The organism is Pseudomonas helleri (genome assembly GCF_009600315.1).
In the GTDB taxonomy this organism is placed as follows: domain Bacteria; phylum Pseudomonadota; class Gammaproteobacteria; order Pseudomonadales; family Pseudomonadaceae; genus Aquipseudomonas; species Aquipseudomonas helleri_A.
Map to the genome: position 1 here is coordinate 22,880 of NZ_WIWC01000019.1, position 15,142 is coordinate 38,021.

Here is a 15,142-nt window from a genome sequence, read left to right on the forward strand (position 1 = left end):
TTTGTCGTAAAGGCCTCATGGCTCAGGCTAATGAACATCGTCGCAAAAAATGTTGTTAACTTATCGAAGCGAGCAATGAATACCGCTTGCCATCGTGGCCTCATGGCATTAATGGCGGCGGCTTCTATTCGAGTCAAAGATAGGGATTTTCTTACAGAATTGAGTGTGTAAGCTCTCTTCGCACGATCTCTGCTCCCGCACTTAGCGCCTGTAACTTGCCTCTTGCGACCTGACGAGGAAGAGGTGCCATGCCACAGTTGGTGCAGGGATACAGTTTGTCGGCATCCACGAACTGAAGGGCTTGTCGCAGGGTCTGGGCAACTTGCTCGGGTGTTTCAATAATGTGAGAGGCCACATCAATCGCCCCCACCATCACTTTTTTACCGCGAATCAGTTCCATGAGTTCCATGGGCACATGAGAGTTGTGACATTCCAGTGAAATGATGTCGATGCTGGATTTTTGCAGCTTGGGGAATGCTTCTTCATATTGCCGCCACTCTGAACCCAATGTCTTTTTCCAGTCGGTATTGGCCTTGATGCCATAGCCATAGCAAATATGCACCGCCGTTTCACATTTCAGGCCTTCAATGGCCCTTTCTAACGTCGCCACCCCCCAGTCATTAACTTCATCGAAGAACACATTAAAGGCGGGTTCGTCGAACTGGATAATGTCCACCCCGGCAGCCTCTAATTCATGGGCTTCCTGATTGAGAATTTTGGCGAACTCCCAGGCCAGTTTTTCGCGACTTTTATAATGCACGTCATGCAGGGTGTCGATCATGGTCATGGGCCCAGGCAGCGCCCATTTGATCGGCTGGTGAGTGAGTTGCCGTAAAAATTTGGCGTCTTCAACAAACACCGGCTTTTGCCGGGTCACGGCACCTACCACCGTGGGTACGCTGGCGTCATAACGATCACGAATTCGGACGGTCTCACGCTTTTCAAAATCTACGCCGCTGAGGTGTTCAATAAAGGTGGTGACGAAGTGTTGGCGAGTCTGTTCACCGTCACTGACAATATCGATGCCCGCTTGTTGTTGTTCTTGCAAGGCCAAACGCAGCGCATCCTGTTTGCCCTCAACCAACGTTTCATCGTGCAGTTTCCAAGGCGACCACAATGTTTCGGGTTCAGCAAGCCAGGAAGGTTTCGGCAAGCTGCCAGCGGTCGAAGTGGGCAGTAATTTTTTCATGAAAGTTAGCCTTGTAGGTCGTATCAGTCAAAGGGCGTAATGAGAGGACCACTGCTCCAGCAGGGCGTGGTGGGGTTTGATGAAGTGTTCTTCCACGAACTTGCCCTGTTCAATGGCCAGCTGGCTACGTTCTTCTCGATCATAAACAATTCGAGTCAGTGAATAATCGGGGTGCTTCAAACTCGGTTGGTAGGACTTACCTGCGGCGGAATTGGCATTGTAAATTTCTGCACGGTAGATCTTCTGGAAGGTGTCCATCGTGCTGATGGTGCTGATAAGTTCCAGTGCCGTGTAATCTTTCAACAAATCGCCGGAGAAATAAAACGCCAAGGGCGCGACACTCTGCGGGGGCATGAAGTAGCGAACGGTTAACCCCATTTTTTGAAGTAGTCATCCGTCAAGGAATGTTCGTCTTGCTGATATTCGACACCCAGAATGGGGTGCTGGTTTTCTGTCTGATGGTAAGTTTTGTTGCTTGAAACACTCAGGCAGATAACGGGCGGCTTATTGAAGTTGTCGGTGTAACTGCTTGAGTTTACGAAGCACTTGAACAACTGCCCATGCAGATCACCAAAGGTGTCGGGCAAACTGAATTCGGCGCGGTCTTTGTTGTGCGCTTGCAACAGCACGCTGAAATCATAATCGCGCACATAAGAGGAAAAGTTATTCCCGGCAATGCCGTCGATACGCGCTTGGGTAGTGTGGTCAATAATCTGTGTTTTTAAAATTTCAATCAGGGGTATTGCAGTCCCATTGGCGGACGATTCGATGTTCATCTCGGCAGAAATAATGTCGAGTTCAACGCAATAGCGATCGCCGGTGGGGTTGTCCCAATGGGCCAGCGCATTAAAACGGTTGTTAATCATCCTGAGGGTATTGCGCAGGTTCTCCTGACGACTCTGACCGCGGGCCAAGTTAGCAAAATTAGTGGTCGTGCGAGTGTTTTCTGCCGGGTGATAATTTTCGTCGAAACGAATGCGCTTTATCGTAAAGGTAAAGGGGTTGTTCATAATAATAAGGCTCACTCAGTTGTCTTGAGAGTGTTGATTGAGGCGTAGTTTAGGCTGGGCTATTGCGGGGAATACAATGAATTGATTTCACTAAATCGTTAGGGCTGTTCATGATCAGCCATGGCGGGAAATGATCCTCAAGACTTAGCTTTCAGTATGCTTAAAAAGCATGGAGGCTTTAACAATTGAGCATTAGACGGCATTGCTCCTCAACTTTAGGCTTCGCCCCATGACTAGCTGCGCCTTGCACGCTCGTCACTTTCACATAATCGAGGAATGGGCGATGTCGGAGCGCAGTGGTGGCCAGCTGGTCGTTGATCAACTGACTAAAGAGGGTGTGCAGACCGTATTCTGCGTACCGGGTGAAAGTTACCTGCAAGTACTGGACGCGCTGCATGACTCGCCGATCCAGTTGGTGGTGTGTCGTCACGAAGGTGGCGCCGGTTACATGGCTGATGCTCACGCCCGGATCACCAACAGCACTGGCGTGTTCATGGTGACGCGCGGGCCCGGTGCCGCCAACGCTATGGTCGCGATCCATACGGCCTGGCAAGACAGCGTGCCGCTGGTGCTGTTTGTCGGGCTTATTCCGCGCGCAGAAACCTACCGCGAATCCTTTCAGGAGTTCGACCTCAAGGGCTGGTTCAGTGAGACCAGCAAAGCGGTGTTTCAGATCGAACACGCCGAGCGAATTCCGGAGATAGTGTCCCGGGCCTTTGCTCTGGCTCGCACCGGCCGCCCCGGCCCGGTGGTGATTGGCCTGCCTGAAGACATGCTGCGTGATCAGGTGCAGGCACAGGCCGTGGAGCCTGTCCGCACGCTGCCCAGCGTGCCCGGCGAACAAGCCCTCGGGCACCTTCAAGCGCTGCTGGCGACAGCGAGCTATCCGCTGGTGATTCTCGGGGGTGGCGGCTGGACGCCCGAGGCCGCCCGACAACTACAGCAATGGGCGGAGCGCTTTGAGCTGCCGGTTGCGGTTGATTTCAATTGCATGGACTTGATCGACCACCGCTCGCCTTGTTTTGTCGGTGCGCTGGGCTACGGTCGGTCGCAAACTCTGGCGGATGCGCTGCGTGACGCTGATCTGGTGATCGGCATTGGCTCGCCGTTGGGCGACATCGTCACCGACAGTTGGACACTGCTGCCCCTGCACGGCCATGCCGCGACCATGTTGACGGTATTGCCCGACACCGATTGTCTGGGGGCCATGCACCCTCAAGCGCTGCACATCATTGCCGACATGCCCGCCATTGCCGAAGCCTTGCTGACGTTATCGCCGGCGGCGCCCGTGGCCTGGGGCCTGCGTACGCGAGCGTTGCGCGAGGCAGCTGAGCGCTTTCGCCAACCGCCGGAGCTGGGCGGCGAAATCGATCTGAATGTGATTTTCGAGTACCTGCGCCGTGCGCTGCCCGAGGACACGATTGGCACTTGGGGCGCGGGTAATCACGCCGGGTGGGCAGGCCGTTATTTGCGTTTCAACGGTTACCCCTCGCACCTGGCCCCACGCAACGGCTCGATGGGCTATGGCATACCCGCTGCCGTGGCTGCAGCCCTTGCGTGGCCGCAGCGCCAGGTGGTGTCGGTGGCAGGCGATGGTTGTTTCATGATGAACGGTCAGGAGCTGGCCGTGGCCCGAGGTTTGGGCGTCAAACCCTTGATCATCGTGCTGAACAACAGCATGTACGGGACGATTCGCACCCATCAGGAAATGCATCATCCGCACCGAATAAGTGGGACTGATCTGGCCAACCCGGACTTTGCCGCCTATGCCCGTGCCTTCGGTGGTCACGGAGAAACGGTGCTCAAAACCGAAGAATTTGCTGCGGCGCTGGATCGGGCCTTGTCCAGTGACACCTTCAGCCTGATCGAAATTCGCGTGCCGCAGGCGCTGCTGGGCCCGGATTTGCGCATGAGTGATTTGCATCGCTGAAGCATTGCGGCTGTACCCGGGTGCGGCTGCTTTGAAACACTCCAAGCCATGCTTTTAGGGTATCGAAAGCCAAACAAATCAGCATTGGACGGCATGGTTAGGTGAATTTAACCTCGGCTCACATCCAGTTACCGATGGAATGAACATGAAAACAACAACAATAAATGCCCTTGAACACGACATCATCGCCATGGTCGAGGGGCAGCGCGAGCGGGCCATTAGCCTACTTGGCGAACTGGTTTCCCACGCGTCGTTGCTGGGTGAAGAACACTCGGCGCAGGCGCTGGTGCAACGGGTCTTCAGCGAAGAGTTGGGGCTTGAAGTGCAAGCGCTGACCATCGACGAAGCCTTGATCAAGGATCATCCGGGTTACTCGCCATCGCTGGTGTCCTATGACGGCCGGGTCAATATGATCGGTATCCATCAACCTGAGGTTGAGCAGGGCAAGTCGATTATTTTCAACGGCCATATTGATGTGGTGCCGGTGGGCGACGAGCGTCTGTGGACGCGGCCGCCGTTCGAGGCGTGGGTCAAAGGCGACAAACTTTACGGACGCGGTGCCTCGGATATGAAAGCCGGTATCGTCAGCTACATCATGGCGTTCAAGGCTTTGAAGCAGCTGGGTTATGAACCGGCCGCCAAGGTCATTTTGCAATCGGTGATCGAAGAAGAATGCACTGGCAATGGTGCGCTGGCCTGCCTTGTTGCCGGGCACACCGCCGATGCGGCCATCATCACCGAACCCACCGCAGGTTTGATGACCTGCCAGATGGGCGTGTTGTGGTTGTCGTTGCACATCAGCGGCAAACCGGCCCATGCGGCCATGGCCACGCAAGGCAGCAGTGCGGTTGATGTGGCTCTGGACTTGTTTGCCGGGCTTAAAACCCTGGAGAGCGAGTGGAACGAGCCCGGCAATCGTCACCCGTGCTACAGCCATCATCCGAAGCCGATCAACTTTAATCTGGGCAAGATTCAGGGCGGGGAGTGGACGTCATCGGTGCCGTCGATGTGTCGGCTGGATATCCGGATCGGCTTTTACCCTGAAAAAACCGTGGCGCAAATCAAAGCTGAAGTCGAAGCCCGGCTCCAAGCCCTGTTTGACGCGCACCCGGCGCATGCCTCGACACATTACGAGGTCATCTATGGCGGGTTCCAGGCCCAGGGCTGCGAAATCGACATGAACCAGCCCGTGATTACTTCACTGCAACAAACCTATGCCGACGTGACGGGTGAAGCCTTGCCGCTGGTGACGTTTGAAGGCGCCACCGATGCGCGTTTTTTCAATCTTTACGGCGGTATTCCGGCAACCTGCTATGGCCCGGTGGGTGGCTCCATTCACGGCATTGACGAGTGGGTGTCGATCAACAGCATGATGGATGTCACCAAGGTACTGGCCGTCTTTATGGCGCGCTGGTGCGGTCTGAACCGAAGCGTCTCCGACTAAAAAAGCGTCAGCGTTATCCTTTCTGCCTGCCATCACAAAAACTATAAGGCGCCAGTTATGACTCTCGTACGTTCGGCCATTGCGATGGTCGGTCCCCTTGCGGCTGCACTTTTTTTGACGCCAACGTTCGTGCAAGCGAAGGCGCCGGGCTTTATCGAAGACAGCTCACTGACGCTCAATACGCGTCAGTGGTACTCCCACGAAATCGGGCGCAAGAACACCTACTTTACCGCGCAGACCGCTGAGGGGCCGCGCAAGGTGCGTGATCGCACAGCTTGGGTGCAGGGGTTAAAGCTCGATTATGTGTCCGGGTTTACCCAGGGCATGGTGGGTGTCGGTCTCGACCTGTCGGCCTACGCCGCCGTTGCGCTGGAGCGCAGCAAACTGGCAACAGCCGGTGGCAGTAACCGGGTGTTGGTGAACAAAGACGGGGACGTGGTGGGTGACTGGAGCAAGATTGGCGTGGCCGCACTGAAATTCAAACTCTCCGAAAGCGTCGTTAAAGTCGGCCGGCAGCAGGTCAGAACGCCGGTGATGGGCTATTCCGACACCCGTACGTTGCCGGCATCCTTCGACGGCATCTCGCTGGACAGTCATGAGGTCGAAGGCCTGACCATCAAGGCCGGGCGCTTTGACAAGGCGTCGCCGCGCACCGGAGCGGGCACACAGGACCTGACCCCCAGTTTCGGCACACGGCTGGTCGCCAGTGACTGGATCGCTTACGCCGGGGCGGATTACCTGGCCAAAACGGGCTGGCGTGCCAGCGGCTATGTCTCGCGCTTCGAGGACATCTGGGATCGCCAGTACGTGGGCCTTGGTCAGACGTTTATCGGTCTGTCGATGAGCACCGATGTGCAATTGGACGTGTACAACACGCAATCCAGTGGTCGCCAACTGGCCGGTCGCATCGACCAGCAAGCTTACGGTTTGAGCATTACACCGACTTATAAAAACCACACCCTCAAGTTCGGTTTTCAGCAAATCAAGGGCGACGAGTACTTCGATTACGTCGGCGAATCGAATGCAATCACGCTGCCCAATACCATGCTCTCGTATTACAACGGGCCTAATGAGCGTTCGTTTCAGGTCAATTACATCAATGACTTTACGGCCTATGGCGTGCCGGGCTTCAAGACCATTCTTTGGTACATCAAAGGCTGGGGCATTGATGGCAGTCACTATGAGGGTGGCCCCAACGGCATCTACGGCTCTGTGCTCAAGCAACAGGATGAAAGTCACTATGAGGTCGGCACCTTCGTCAGTTATGTGGTGCAGTCCGGGCGCCTCAAAGGCGCGAACCTGCTCAGTGGCTACGCCTGGCATCGGGCCAGCGAAAACCAGATTGAAGGCAACCTCGAAGAGTTTCGATTGATCGTGAACATGCCGTTCAAGATTTTCTGACCGTCCCCTCTCATAACCGCCAAGTACATCGGAGTGTCCATGAAATCCACCCCCCTCACCGTGACTTCAAGCAACGAGCCCGCGGCGGCCCCGGTCAGCCTTGATGCCGCGCAAACCCGCAAGATTGTATTGGCTGCCTACATCGGTACGGCGCTGGAGTGGTACGACTTTTTCCTGTTTGGCACCGTGGCGGCCATCGTTTTTGCGCCCTTGTTTTTTCCGGGCGACGTACCGGCCATGTCGATCATGGGCGCGTTCCTCAGTTTCGGCGTCGGCTTTGCAGCGAGGCCGCTGGGGGCTGTGGTATTCGGTCACATCGGCGACAAGTACGGGCGGCGTAGTGCTTTGGTCATCACGGTGATGATGATGGGACTGGCCACCACCCTGATCGGTTTTCTGCCCACCTATGCCACCGCCGGTGTGGTTGCTCCCATCCTGCTGACCATTTTGCGTGCCGTACAAGGCATTGCGGCAGGCGGGGAGTGGGGCGGGGCGACGTTACTCGCGATCGAGTATGCACCGCCCAAAAAGCGCGGCCTGTACGCCGCCATCGTGCAATTGGGTTCACCCACGGGCACGTTGTTGTCCTCGGGGGCTGTGGCGCTGGCCGCCTCCCTGCCGGGGAATGCGTTTCTGGAATGGGCCTGGCGCGTGCCGTTCGTGATCTCCATCGTGCTGGTGGGCGTGGCCCTTTGGTTGCGCTGGAAAGTCGAAGAAACCCCTACGTTCCAGCAACTGGCCAGCGAAAACAAAACCGAAAAAATGCCGGTGCTGGAACTGTTTCGCCAGGTGCCGGGGCGGTTGCTGCTGGGGATTGCCACGTACCTGTATTGCAATGCCGGGTTCTTCATCATCACCGCGTTCATGATCAGCTACGTGACCCGCACGCTGAAATTACCCGGCCATGTGATCCTCACTGCCCTGACCTGCGGAGCGATCATGCAGATGGTCACGCTGGTGGTGTCGGGCAAGCTGGCGGACCGCATCGGGTCGACGCAAACGGTGATCATCGGCTATGTCATCACTCTGCTGCTGGCGTTCCCCATGTTCTGGCTGGTGGACACCCGCGAACCGATGTACATCAACCTGGCAATGGTGCTGGGGCTGGGTTTGGCAACTGTGGCCTATGCGCCCATCGGTAACGTGCTGACGCGCTTGTTTCCACCGCATCTGCACTACAGCGGCCTGGGTTTGTCGGCCAACCTGTCAGGCTTGATCGCAGGCTTCATGCCCGCGTTGGCCACCTGGTTTTTGATGCTGTCCGATGGTCAGTCATGGGGCCCGGCGCTGCTCTTGAGCCTTATCGCCGCGATTTCTTTGATCGCCACGCTGGCCACCTTGTACGTCACACGGCATCAGCCTGACTGAGTTTTCCTCAGGGAGGTGGCCGCCAGGACACTTCCTTTTTTTTAACACGCCGGGTGGGCCTGCCGTTAACCGGGGCGGGTCCACGGTGCCTGTTCGTTAAAGAGCGTTCTTATGACATTCATTCCGTCGATGGCGGGACTGGGGGGCAAGTCGAAATGACTGAACACACAACGGTGACCCGCCGCACCTTGCTGCGTTGGATCGGCCAAACCGCCGGTGCTGCGGCGATGTATCAGGCCATGACGGCCTTAAGCGTGGCCGGTGAGTCGACCTGGCGCGGTGAATTCGCGCTGGGTCAGGCGCCCAAAGGCTCGACTGTACTGGTGCTGGGCGCCGGTCTGGCTGGCATGACCGCGGCCTATGAGTTACGCAACGCGGGCTACAAGGTACGCGTGCTGGAATACAACGCCCGGGCCGGGGGCCGCTGCTGGACGATACGCGGCGGTGATCGCTACACCGAATTGGGCGGTGAGGTTCAGGAATGCCAGTTTGACGAGGGGCTGTATTTCAATCCGGGCCCGTGGCGCATTCCTTACCATCACTACGCGCTGCTGGATTACTGCAAAAAATTCGAGGTCAAACTCGAACCTTTCGTTCAGGTCAATCACAACGCCTGGGTACACAACAGCCAGGCCTTCGCCGGCAAGCCACAGCGCTATCGCGAAGTTCAGGCCGACTATCAAGGGCATATCGCCGAGCTGTTGAGCAAGGCGGTCAATCAGGGCGCACTGGATCAGGACGTCACCGCCGAGGATCGACAAAAGCTGCTGGAAAGTTTGCGGGTCTGGGCCGGTCTGGATGCCGACAACCTGTACCGTACATCGCCCGCCACCAGCCTGCGACGTGGTTTCGCCGTGGATGCGGGCGGTGGCCTGATGCCGGCTGCGCAACCTTCCGCGGTCATGGATCGCCAGGCGTTGTTGCACTCGGGCATGTGGCTGTACCTCATGGTGGGGCAATTGCATGAGTTCCAGACCACCTTGTTTCAGCCCGTGGGCGGTATGGACATGATTGCCCGTGCCTTCGCCAAGCAGCTCGACGGTCTGATTGAGTTCAACACCAAAGTCACCCGTATTCAGCAGAGTGATCAGGGCGTCACCGTCACTTGTGAAAACAGCCAGGGCGGGCCATCGCGTCAGGTCAAGGCCGACTGGTGCGTGTGCACGCTGCCGTTGTCGATTCTCAGCCAACTGCCGGTGGAATGCAGCCCGGCGATGCAGGCGGCGATTCGCGCAGTGCCTTACAACGCCTCGGTGAAAATCGGCTTGCAGTTCAAGCGACGCTTTTGGGAACAGGATGAGCAGATTTATGGCGGCGTGAGCTACACCGACTCACCCATGCAGCAAATCGGCTATCCCAATTGCGATTACGGCAGCCGTGGCAAAGGTGTGCTGCTGGGCGGCTATCTGTGGGAAAACAACAACGCTTTTGAGTTCACCGCCATGAGCCCTGCCGAGCGCATCAAAAAAGCCGTGGAGTATGGCGCGCAGGTGCACGCGCAGTACCCGGCAGAATTCGACAACGGCATTGCCGTGGGCTGGCATCGAGTGCCGTGGAGCAACGGCTGTTACGGGGCCTGGACCGAAGCATCGCGAGCTACGCATTACACCTCTCTGTGTCAGATCGACGGGCGTCTGGTGCTGGCGGGTGAGCATGCCTCGCAGCTGCCCGCCTGGCAGGAAGGCGCGGTGCTGTCCGCCCAGGACGCCATCACCCGGCTGCATGCGCACATCGTTGCCCGCCCGGCCGCTGACGTTTGAGGAATTGATCATGAGACGACTGTATCTGGCCGCCAGTGGCCTGCTGTTTTTGACTGGCGTGCAGGCCTATGCCCAAGACCCGCAGGTGTCGGCTCCCGGCCAGCACTTTGAACAGCGCGAGGGCGAACACCTGTTCAAGGCCATTTGCCAGGGCTGTCACATGGCACAGGGGCAGGGTGCCCACGGTGCCGGGGCCTACCCGGCGTTGGCCAATAACCCGCGCCTTTCGGCAGATGCCTACCCGGTTTTTATGGTGGCACAGGGGCAGGGCGGCATGCCGGGGTTCAAAAGCCAGCTGGACGATGAACAGATAGCGGCGGTGGTGACCTATATCCGCACCCACAACGGCAACACGTTTAATCAACCGGTCGATATGGCCACGGTTAAAGCACTGACCGGACGCTGAATGCGTCCGCCATTTGAGGAGAATGTTCCAATGTCACGCCAATTCGTCAATCACGCCCTTGTGGTCAGTCTGTGCATGTTTATGCACGCGCAAGCCCATGCCAGTGAAGTGATACGCCATCCCATTCCCGGTAGCGATTTCCCCGTGGCGCTGGCCATCGAAATTCCGCCCACGGCCACGCTTGTGAATTTCAGCGGAGCTGTGCCTTCGGTGCTCCATGCCGATCAGGACAACACCACCGTCGCTGCCTACGGTGACACGCAGGCGCAAACGCTGAATGTGTTAAACGCCCTTGAGCAATCGCTCAAGCGTCTGGGCTTGAACCTGGGCGACGTGGTGAAAATGCAGGTCTATCTGGTAGGCGATCCGGCAAACGCAGGTAAGATGGATTTCGCCGGATTCATGAAAGGCTACACCCAGTATTTCGGCACGCCAGAACAGCCACTGTTGCCCACACGTTCGGTGTTCCAAGTGGCCGGGTTGGCCAACCCGGGCTTTCTGGTCGAGATCGAAATCACAGCGGTACGCCGTTAAACCACGTAACCCCTTACAGCGCAGCGCTTGAGCCGGGTTTTTGTCAGTCAGGTAAAGGTAAACGCGCCATGAACTTACGCCGTGTCGAATGCTTTCTCGCTGTAGTTGATTTCGGCACGGTGACGGCCGCGGCCCCGCAGTTGCACATGGCCCAACCGGCCTTGAGTCGACAACTGCAAAGCTTTGAAGGCGAACTGGGTTTCAAGCTGTTTGATAATCAGCGCAACCGCCTGCGCCTGACACCAGCCGGGCGCGAACTGGTGCCGCTGGCCCGGCAATTATTGAGCAATGCGCGCTCGGTTAAAGCCGCGGCGCAAAGCTGGTCCAAGGGCCATATCAAACGCCTGCAATTGGGTGCGACCTACGCCACGATCGTCGGCCTGATCGCGCCCTTTATCAGCACCCTCAAAGCGGGCGACCCTTTGATCCTCACTCACGAGTCTTCACATTTTGGCCTGCACGAACTGCTGCACAGCGGCATGGACATGGTGGTGTCGCCCGTGACCCCGGAACACGATTGCGCCACCCTGCAACTAGGCCTGGTGCCGTTGCGCGCCTACGTGCCGGCCACTCACCCGTGGGCGGTGGCGAACAGGGACATGGTAACGCTCGCCGAACTGGCCACCCAGCCGTTGCTGGTGCCCAGTCGCGCAAGCGTGAGCCGTCTCGAACTGGACCTGGCCATGACCCGCGAAGGGCTGCGCTATGCCTCGATTGAGGAGTGCGATCAATCGCCCATTATTCAGGCGTTGGCCGCCAATGGCCGGGGCGTGGGGGTGGTCACTGATTTACCGCGCTATGGGCTGTATGGGGTGTTGATTCAAGCTTCACCGCGTACCCCGGAAGTGAAACTGGGAGTGACCCTGCATGCGGCCTGGGATCGCCAGCATTACAGCACCTTGACCCTTGAGAGCCTGGCGCAGCGGCTCAAGGATTATTTGCATACGACGTATTAGGTGGGCGTTCTGACAAACAGCCATGAACAGGTCAGCACAGTGTATGGGGGGCTAAGGCGTTTGACTCAGCATCGCTCAAAGACCCACCCGCCGATCTTCTGTTGCCCCGTTCAAAAGAGCGAGGGCAATAGCGTCAACATGTCGGTGTTGCCAAGGTTGAAGATGAGTGTTTCTGCTCCATTGATTGAAGGCACCTAACGCAGTACCCGTTTGGATCTGGTAGTTGAGCTGGTCTGCGCCTGAGCTGCTCAATGCTAGGTCCATGGAGTAACGCCAGTACTCGCGAAAGACATGGGCCATGCGCACTTTAGGATTGGATTGTGCGTGTTTGATGTCCTGATAACGGTGTTCTTTTATGAGCTTTTGCAAAAGCTCGTTCCACACCTCTGTCAGGGGCTGCCTGAACACATCACGCTCCAGGCTCGTGCGCTCGCTTGGCGGAATGTCTTCCAGACAATTATGGCGCTGGTAAAGGGTGGTAAGCCACGTCGCCCGGGCGGTGAATAATGACCTGCTGTTAAGTACCTGAATGGTTGAGTCGGTCTCACGCAGGAGGTGGCTCGGTGCGTAGGTCATGTCCCCAATACCGGCTTTTTCCAGCAAGGATTTGACGTTATCCGTGGCACCTGATTCGACGGTGCACTGGTTGATTGAGCCGGTCAGAATAAAGTCCGCCCCTAGCATGAACGCGATGCCAACCGCAGAGGGCGTACCAATACTGCCAGCAAGGCCCAAGGTAATTGCGCCCTGGTACTCAAAGCGTTTTGTCATCACCTGACGCAGCTCCTGGACTGCGGGAAACAGCACGAAGGGGCTGCCGCGCGCATTCATACCGCCTGAATCAGTCTGGACACAAAGGTCGTCACTCATGGGGATATGTTTGGCCATCGCGGCCTCATCGGCAGTGATAGCGCCTTCGTTCAACAAGTCCTGAACCAGATAGTCTGGTGCAGGGCTCATGAAAGCCTGTGCGATCGACAGGTTGGTGACCTTGGCTAAAATCCGATGCGTGCACTGAATAATGGTGGCATTTCGGCGGAGTCCCTTGACGCGGAACAGGACCAGAGCGGCAGTGATTTTATCGAACCAGGAGACTTCCAGATGCTGTACTTGGCACTTCAAAAACAGGCTTACTAACGCTCGATCATTACCGGGCAGCGCGGGGTCAGCCATCAGGTTCAGGCCGTAGGGTTCATTATTTGAAAGAGTGTCTTGAAGGTCTTTTATCGCGTTCTCTACCTCTGCCAAACTCATTCCTGCGGTGCCCAGATAGGCAAGCATGCCTGCATGTGCCATACGGGCGACAAGAGCTGGCGAACTGATGCCGCGTAACATCCCTCCCGCCACATAGGCGTATTTCAAACCATAGCGTTCGCGAAACAGAGCGCTACCCAAGCGTTGAGCCTCTGTGTGCGAATGCTCGGGTGTCATAACCGGCGGGGCGTAGGCGGGTTTGGTGGGCGAGTGTTGTAGGGGCGGTGACGGGGTCGTTCGTTGAATCTCATCAACCAGCTTACTGAGTACATAACTGCCCGCTCGTTCGGGGGTAGCGCCTATTTCTTCATAAGTGAAGTCACCCTGCGCGATCAGGTAACGGATGCTGTCGACCCACAGGACTGGACTCGCCACTTGCCGGGCCAAGAGGGAGACAACCTGACCGCTGAGATAGGGCTGAGCTGTGGCATTGGCAATGACAAGCAGAGAGGGGTCGTTAAACGAGAAAGTGGTTAAAAAATCTGCGAACAGCGCTTGTGCCGGGAGCATATGAGGGGAATGAAATGCAGCACTGACGTTCAAGACGATGCAGTGCACGCCTTGTTTGGATAAGTATTGCTCCGCCGCCAGGATAGAGGGCGTATCACCCGCAATGACCGACTGGGTGGGGGAGTTGAAATTGGCAAGGCTGACGGACTTCAATCCTAGTGCGTTTAGAAGGTTTTGCACCTCGTTGGCCGGCAAACCCAATACAGCCGCCATACTGCCAGCGCCAGTCTGACTCATCAGTTGACCGCGCTTTTGCACCAGGCGTAATCCTGTTTCAAAATCAAAACAACCTGCGGCGAGTAGTGCGGCGAATTCGCCAACGCTATGCCCAACAACTGCCTCGTGCACTAAGTTGGATTCTCGTGCACGATAATAGTGCATTGAACTCACGACAAAGAGTGCGGGTTGTGTGTATTGGGTCAACCGTAATTGGTTATCGGGGTCTTCCAAGCACAGCTTCTTGAGCGAATACCCCAATAAGCTGGAGGCTATATCGTCAAGTTCCGGGAAGTCATTCCACAGTTGTCCGCCCATCCCCTTGTATTGTGTGCCTTGACCGGGGAATAGTAGCGTTTTCATGGCAACCCACCTTCTCAAGCAAACTGATTATTTTAAGTCTGGCGTGCTCTTGAACAATGTAAAGGCCCTGATAGATGGAGTGGTTATATAGCTGTAAAGGAATTGATTATTTATTAAAGTTTTTGTGGGGAATAACGTGCATGCGTTTATTGCATTTGTTCAATTGTGAACAATACTTTTCTTAAGTGAAGGTTTTCCCCTCATCTACAAAGTTATTGTTTGCCTGCGTTCCCCCCCAGTGACATGGATGCCTGCCTGTATTGGCGCGAAGTAGTTGTGCGCGCAACTGTAATTTAGAGGTGTCCATGAAATGTTTAATCGATGATTTGACCGCCAGTCGCGTGGGTGTTCTGGCCATTGAAGCCATTACTCGAACACCTTTTTTTGGGGCGACTCAGGAAAATGCTCTGTTTGCTTTGGACGACCTTTCCCATGAGCCAACCCAACGTGATCATTTGCATGCATCACTTCTGCTTTTGTGTGAGCGGGGCTATTTGGACATTACTCGCCAAGGGGTGTTCTCGTTCAACGCTCGCACAGCTTCCCTATTCAGGACGACACCGGGTTTGGTTGACGCGTTGGACACTTCTCATGCCTTCGTTCTGCGTCATCCCACGCTGGATGATATTTCTCAACTGATCGAGCTTGACCGGCTCTCTCAGCCTGTAGGGTTGCACACGCCCGAGGAGGAACTCATACGGCGGGTTACAACAACACCGCGCACCACGCTGCTGCTTGATGTCTCGGGTTGTATTGGGGCCGCGCTCTATAGCCAGAGGATTGATGCCATAGAGGCACTAC

The 15,142-nt window shown here is 56.4% G+C and carries 10 protein-coding genes and 1 pseudogene; 8 read left to right on the forward strand and 3 right to left on the reverse strand.

Annotated elements, in window-relative coordinates; translation table 11 throughout:
* Positions 1–151: 151 nt before the first annotated feature.
* Together GHN86_RS13140 and GHN86_RS13145 are read right to left on the reverse strand one after the other, a co-directional pair.
* Positions 152–1,189: a methionine synthase gene (locus GHN86_RS13140; protein WP_153381437.1), complete on the reverse strand. Its 1,038-nt coding sequence runs from the start codon at positions 1,187–1,189 to the stop codon at positions 152–154.
* 27 nt (positions 1,190–1,216) lie between these two features.
* Positions 1,217–2,199: pseudogene (locus GHN86_RS13145) on the reverse strand (DUF1852 domain-containing protein).
* Between the two features lie 283 nt (positions 2,200–2,482).
* Here GHN86_RS13145 and GHN86_RS13150 point away from each other — a divergent pair.
* The 8 genes from GHN86_RS13150 (at position 2,483) to GHN86_RS13185 (ending at position 11,998) form a co-directional block, all read left to right on the forward strand.
* Positions 2,483–4,129, forward strand: a complete 1,647-nt coding sequence (locus GHN86_RS13150; RefSeq protein ID WP_194286264.1) for a thiamine pyrophosphate-dependent enzyme — start codon at positions 2,483–2,485, stop codon at positions 4,127–4,129.
* A gap of 145 nt (positions 4,130–4,274) precedes the next feature.
* Complete coding sequence (locus GHN86_RS13155) at positions 4,275–5,573, forward strand: ArgE/DapE family deacylase (RefSeq protein ID WP_153381433.1); 1,299 nt, start codon at positions 4,275–4,277, stop codon at positions 5,571–5,573.
* Positions 5,574–5,630: 57 nt separating this feature from the next.
* Complete coding sequence (locus tag GHN86_RS13160; RefSeq protein ID WP_153381431.1) at positions 5,631–6,974, forward strand: OprD family outer membrane porin; 1,344 nt, start codon at positions 5,631–5,633, stop codon at positions 6,972–6,974.
* 39 nt (positions 6,975–7,013) lie between these two features.
* Complete coding sequence (locus tag GHN86_RS13165; RefSeq protein WP_153386703.1) at positions 7,014–8,342, forward strand: MFS transporter; 1,329 nt, start codon at positions 7,014–7,016, stop codon at positions 8,340–8,342.
* 155 nt (positions 8,343–8,497) lie between these two features.
* Complete coding sequence (locus GHN86_RS13170; RefSeq protein WP_228384965.1) at positions 8,498–10,102, forward strand: flavin monoamine oxidase family protein; 1,605 nt, start codon at positions 8,498–8,500, stop codon at positions 10,100–10,102.
* A gap of 10 nt (positions 10,103–10,112) precedes the next feature.
* On the forward strand, positions 10,113–10,508 hold the full coding sequence (locus tag GHN86_RS13175; protein WP_153381427.1) for a c-type cytochrome: 396 nt from the start codon (positions 10,113–10,115) through the stop codon (positions 10,506–10,508).
* Positions 10,509–10,538: 30 nt separating this feature from the next.
* A complete protein-coding gene (locus tag GHN86_RS13180) occupies positions 10,539–11,042 on the forward strand; it encodes a RidA family protein (RefSeq protein WP_153381426.1) in 504 nt (167 codons plus the stop codon).
* Positions 11,043–11,110: 68 nt separating this feature from the next.
* Positions 11,111–11,998, forward strand: a complete 888-nt coding sequence (locus tag GHN86_RS13185) for a LysR family transcriptional regulator (protein ID WP_153381424.1) — start codon at positions 11,111–11,113, stop codon at positions 11,996–11,998.
* 75 nt (positions 11,999–12,073) lie between these two features.
* Here GHN86_RS13185 and GHN86_RS13190 read toward each other — a convergent pair whose 3' ends face one another.
* Entirely contained in the window at positions 12,074–14,341 is a 2,268-nt protein-coding gene (locus GHN86_RS13190) for a PfaD family polyunsaturated fatty acid/polyketide biosynthesis protein (protein WP_153381422.1), read from the reverse strand.
* Between the last annotated feature and the right edge of the window lie 801 nt (positions 14,342–15,142).

Coding starts and splice junctions, on each gene's coding strand:
- GHN86_RS13140 (WP_153381437.1), bottom strand. CDS start 1,189: ATGAAAAAATTACTGCCCACTTCGACCGCTGGCAGCTTGCCGAAACCT.
- GHN86_RS13150 (WP_194286264.1), top strand. CDS start 2,483: ATGTCGGAGCGCAGTGGTGGCCAGCTGGTCGTTGATCAACTGACTAAA.
- GHN86_RS13155 (WP_153381433.1), top strand. CDS start 4,275: ATGAAAACAACAACAATAAATGCCCTTGAACACGACATCATCGCCATG.
- GHN86_RS13160 (WP_153381431.1), top strand. CDS start 5,631: ATGACTCTCGTACGTTCGGCCATTGCGATGGTCGGTCCCCTTGCGGCT.
- GHN86_RS13165 (WP_153386703.1), top strand. CDS start 7,014: ATGAAATCCACCCCCCTCACCGTGACTTCAAGCAACGAGCCCGCGGCG.
- GHN86_RS13170 (WP_228384965.1), top strand. CDS start 8,498: ATGACTGAACACACAACGGTGACCCGCCGCACCTTGCTGCGTTGGATC.
- GHN86_RS13175 (WP_153381427.1), top strand. CDS start 10,113: ATGAGACGACTGTATCTGGCCGCCAGTGGCCTGCTGTTTTTGACTGGC.
- GHN86_RS13180 (WP_153381426.1), top strand. CDS start 10,539: ATGTCACGCCAATTCGTCAATCACGCCCTTGTGGTCAGTCTGTGCATG.
- GHN86_RS13185 (WP_153381424.1), top strand. CDS start 11,111: ATGAACTTACGCCGTGTCGAATGCTTTCTCGCTGTAGTTGATTTCGGC.
- GHN86_RS13190 (WP_153381422.1), bottom strand. CDS start 14,341: ATGAAAACGCTACTATTCCCCGGTCAAGGCACACAATACAAGGGGATG.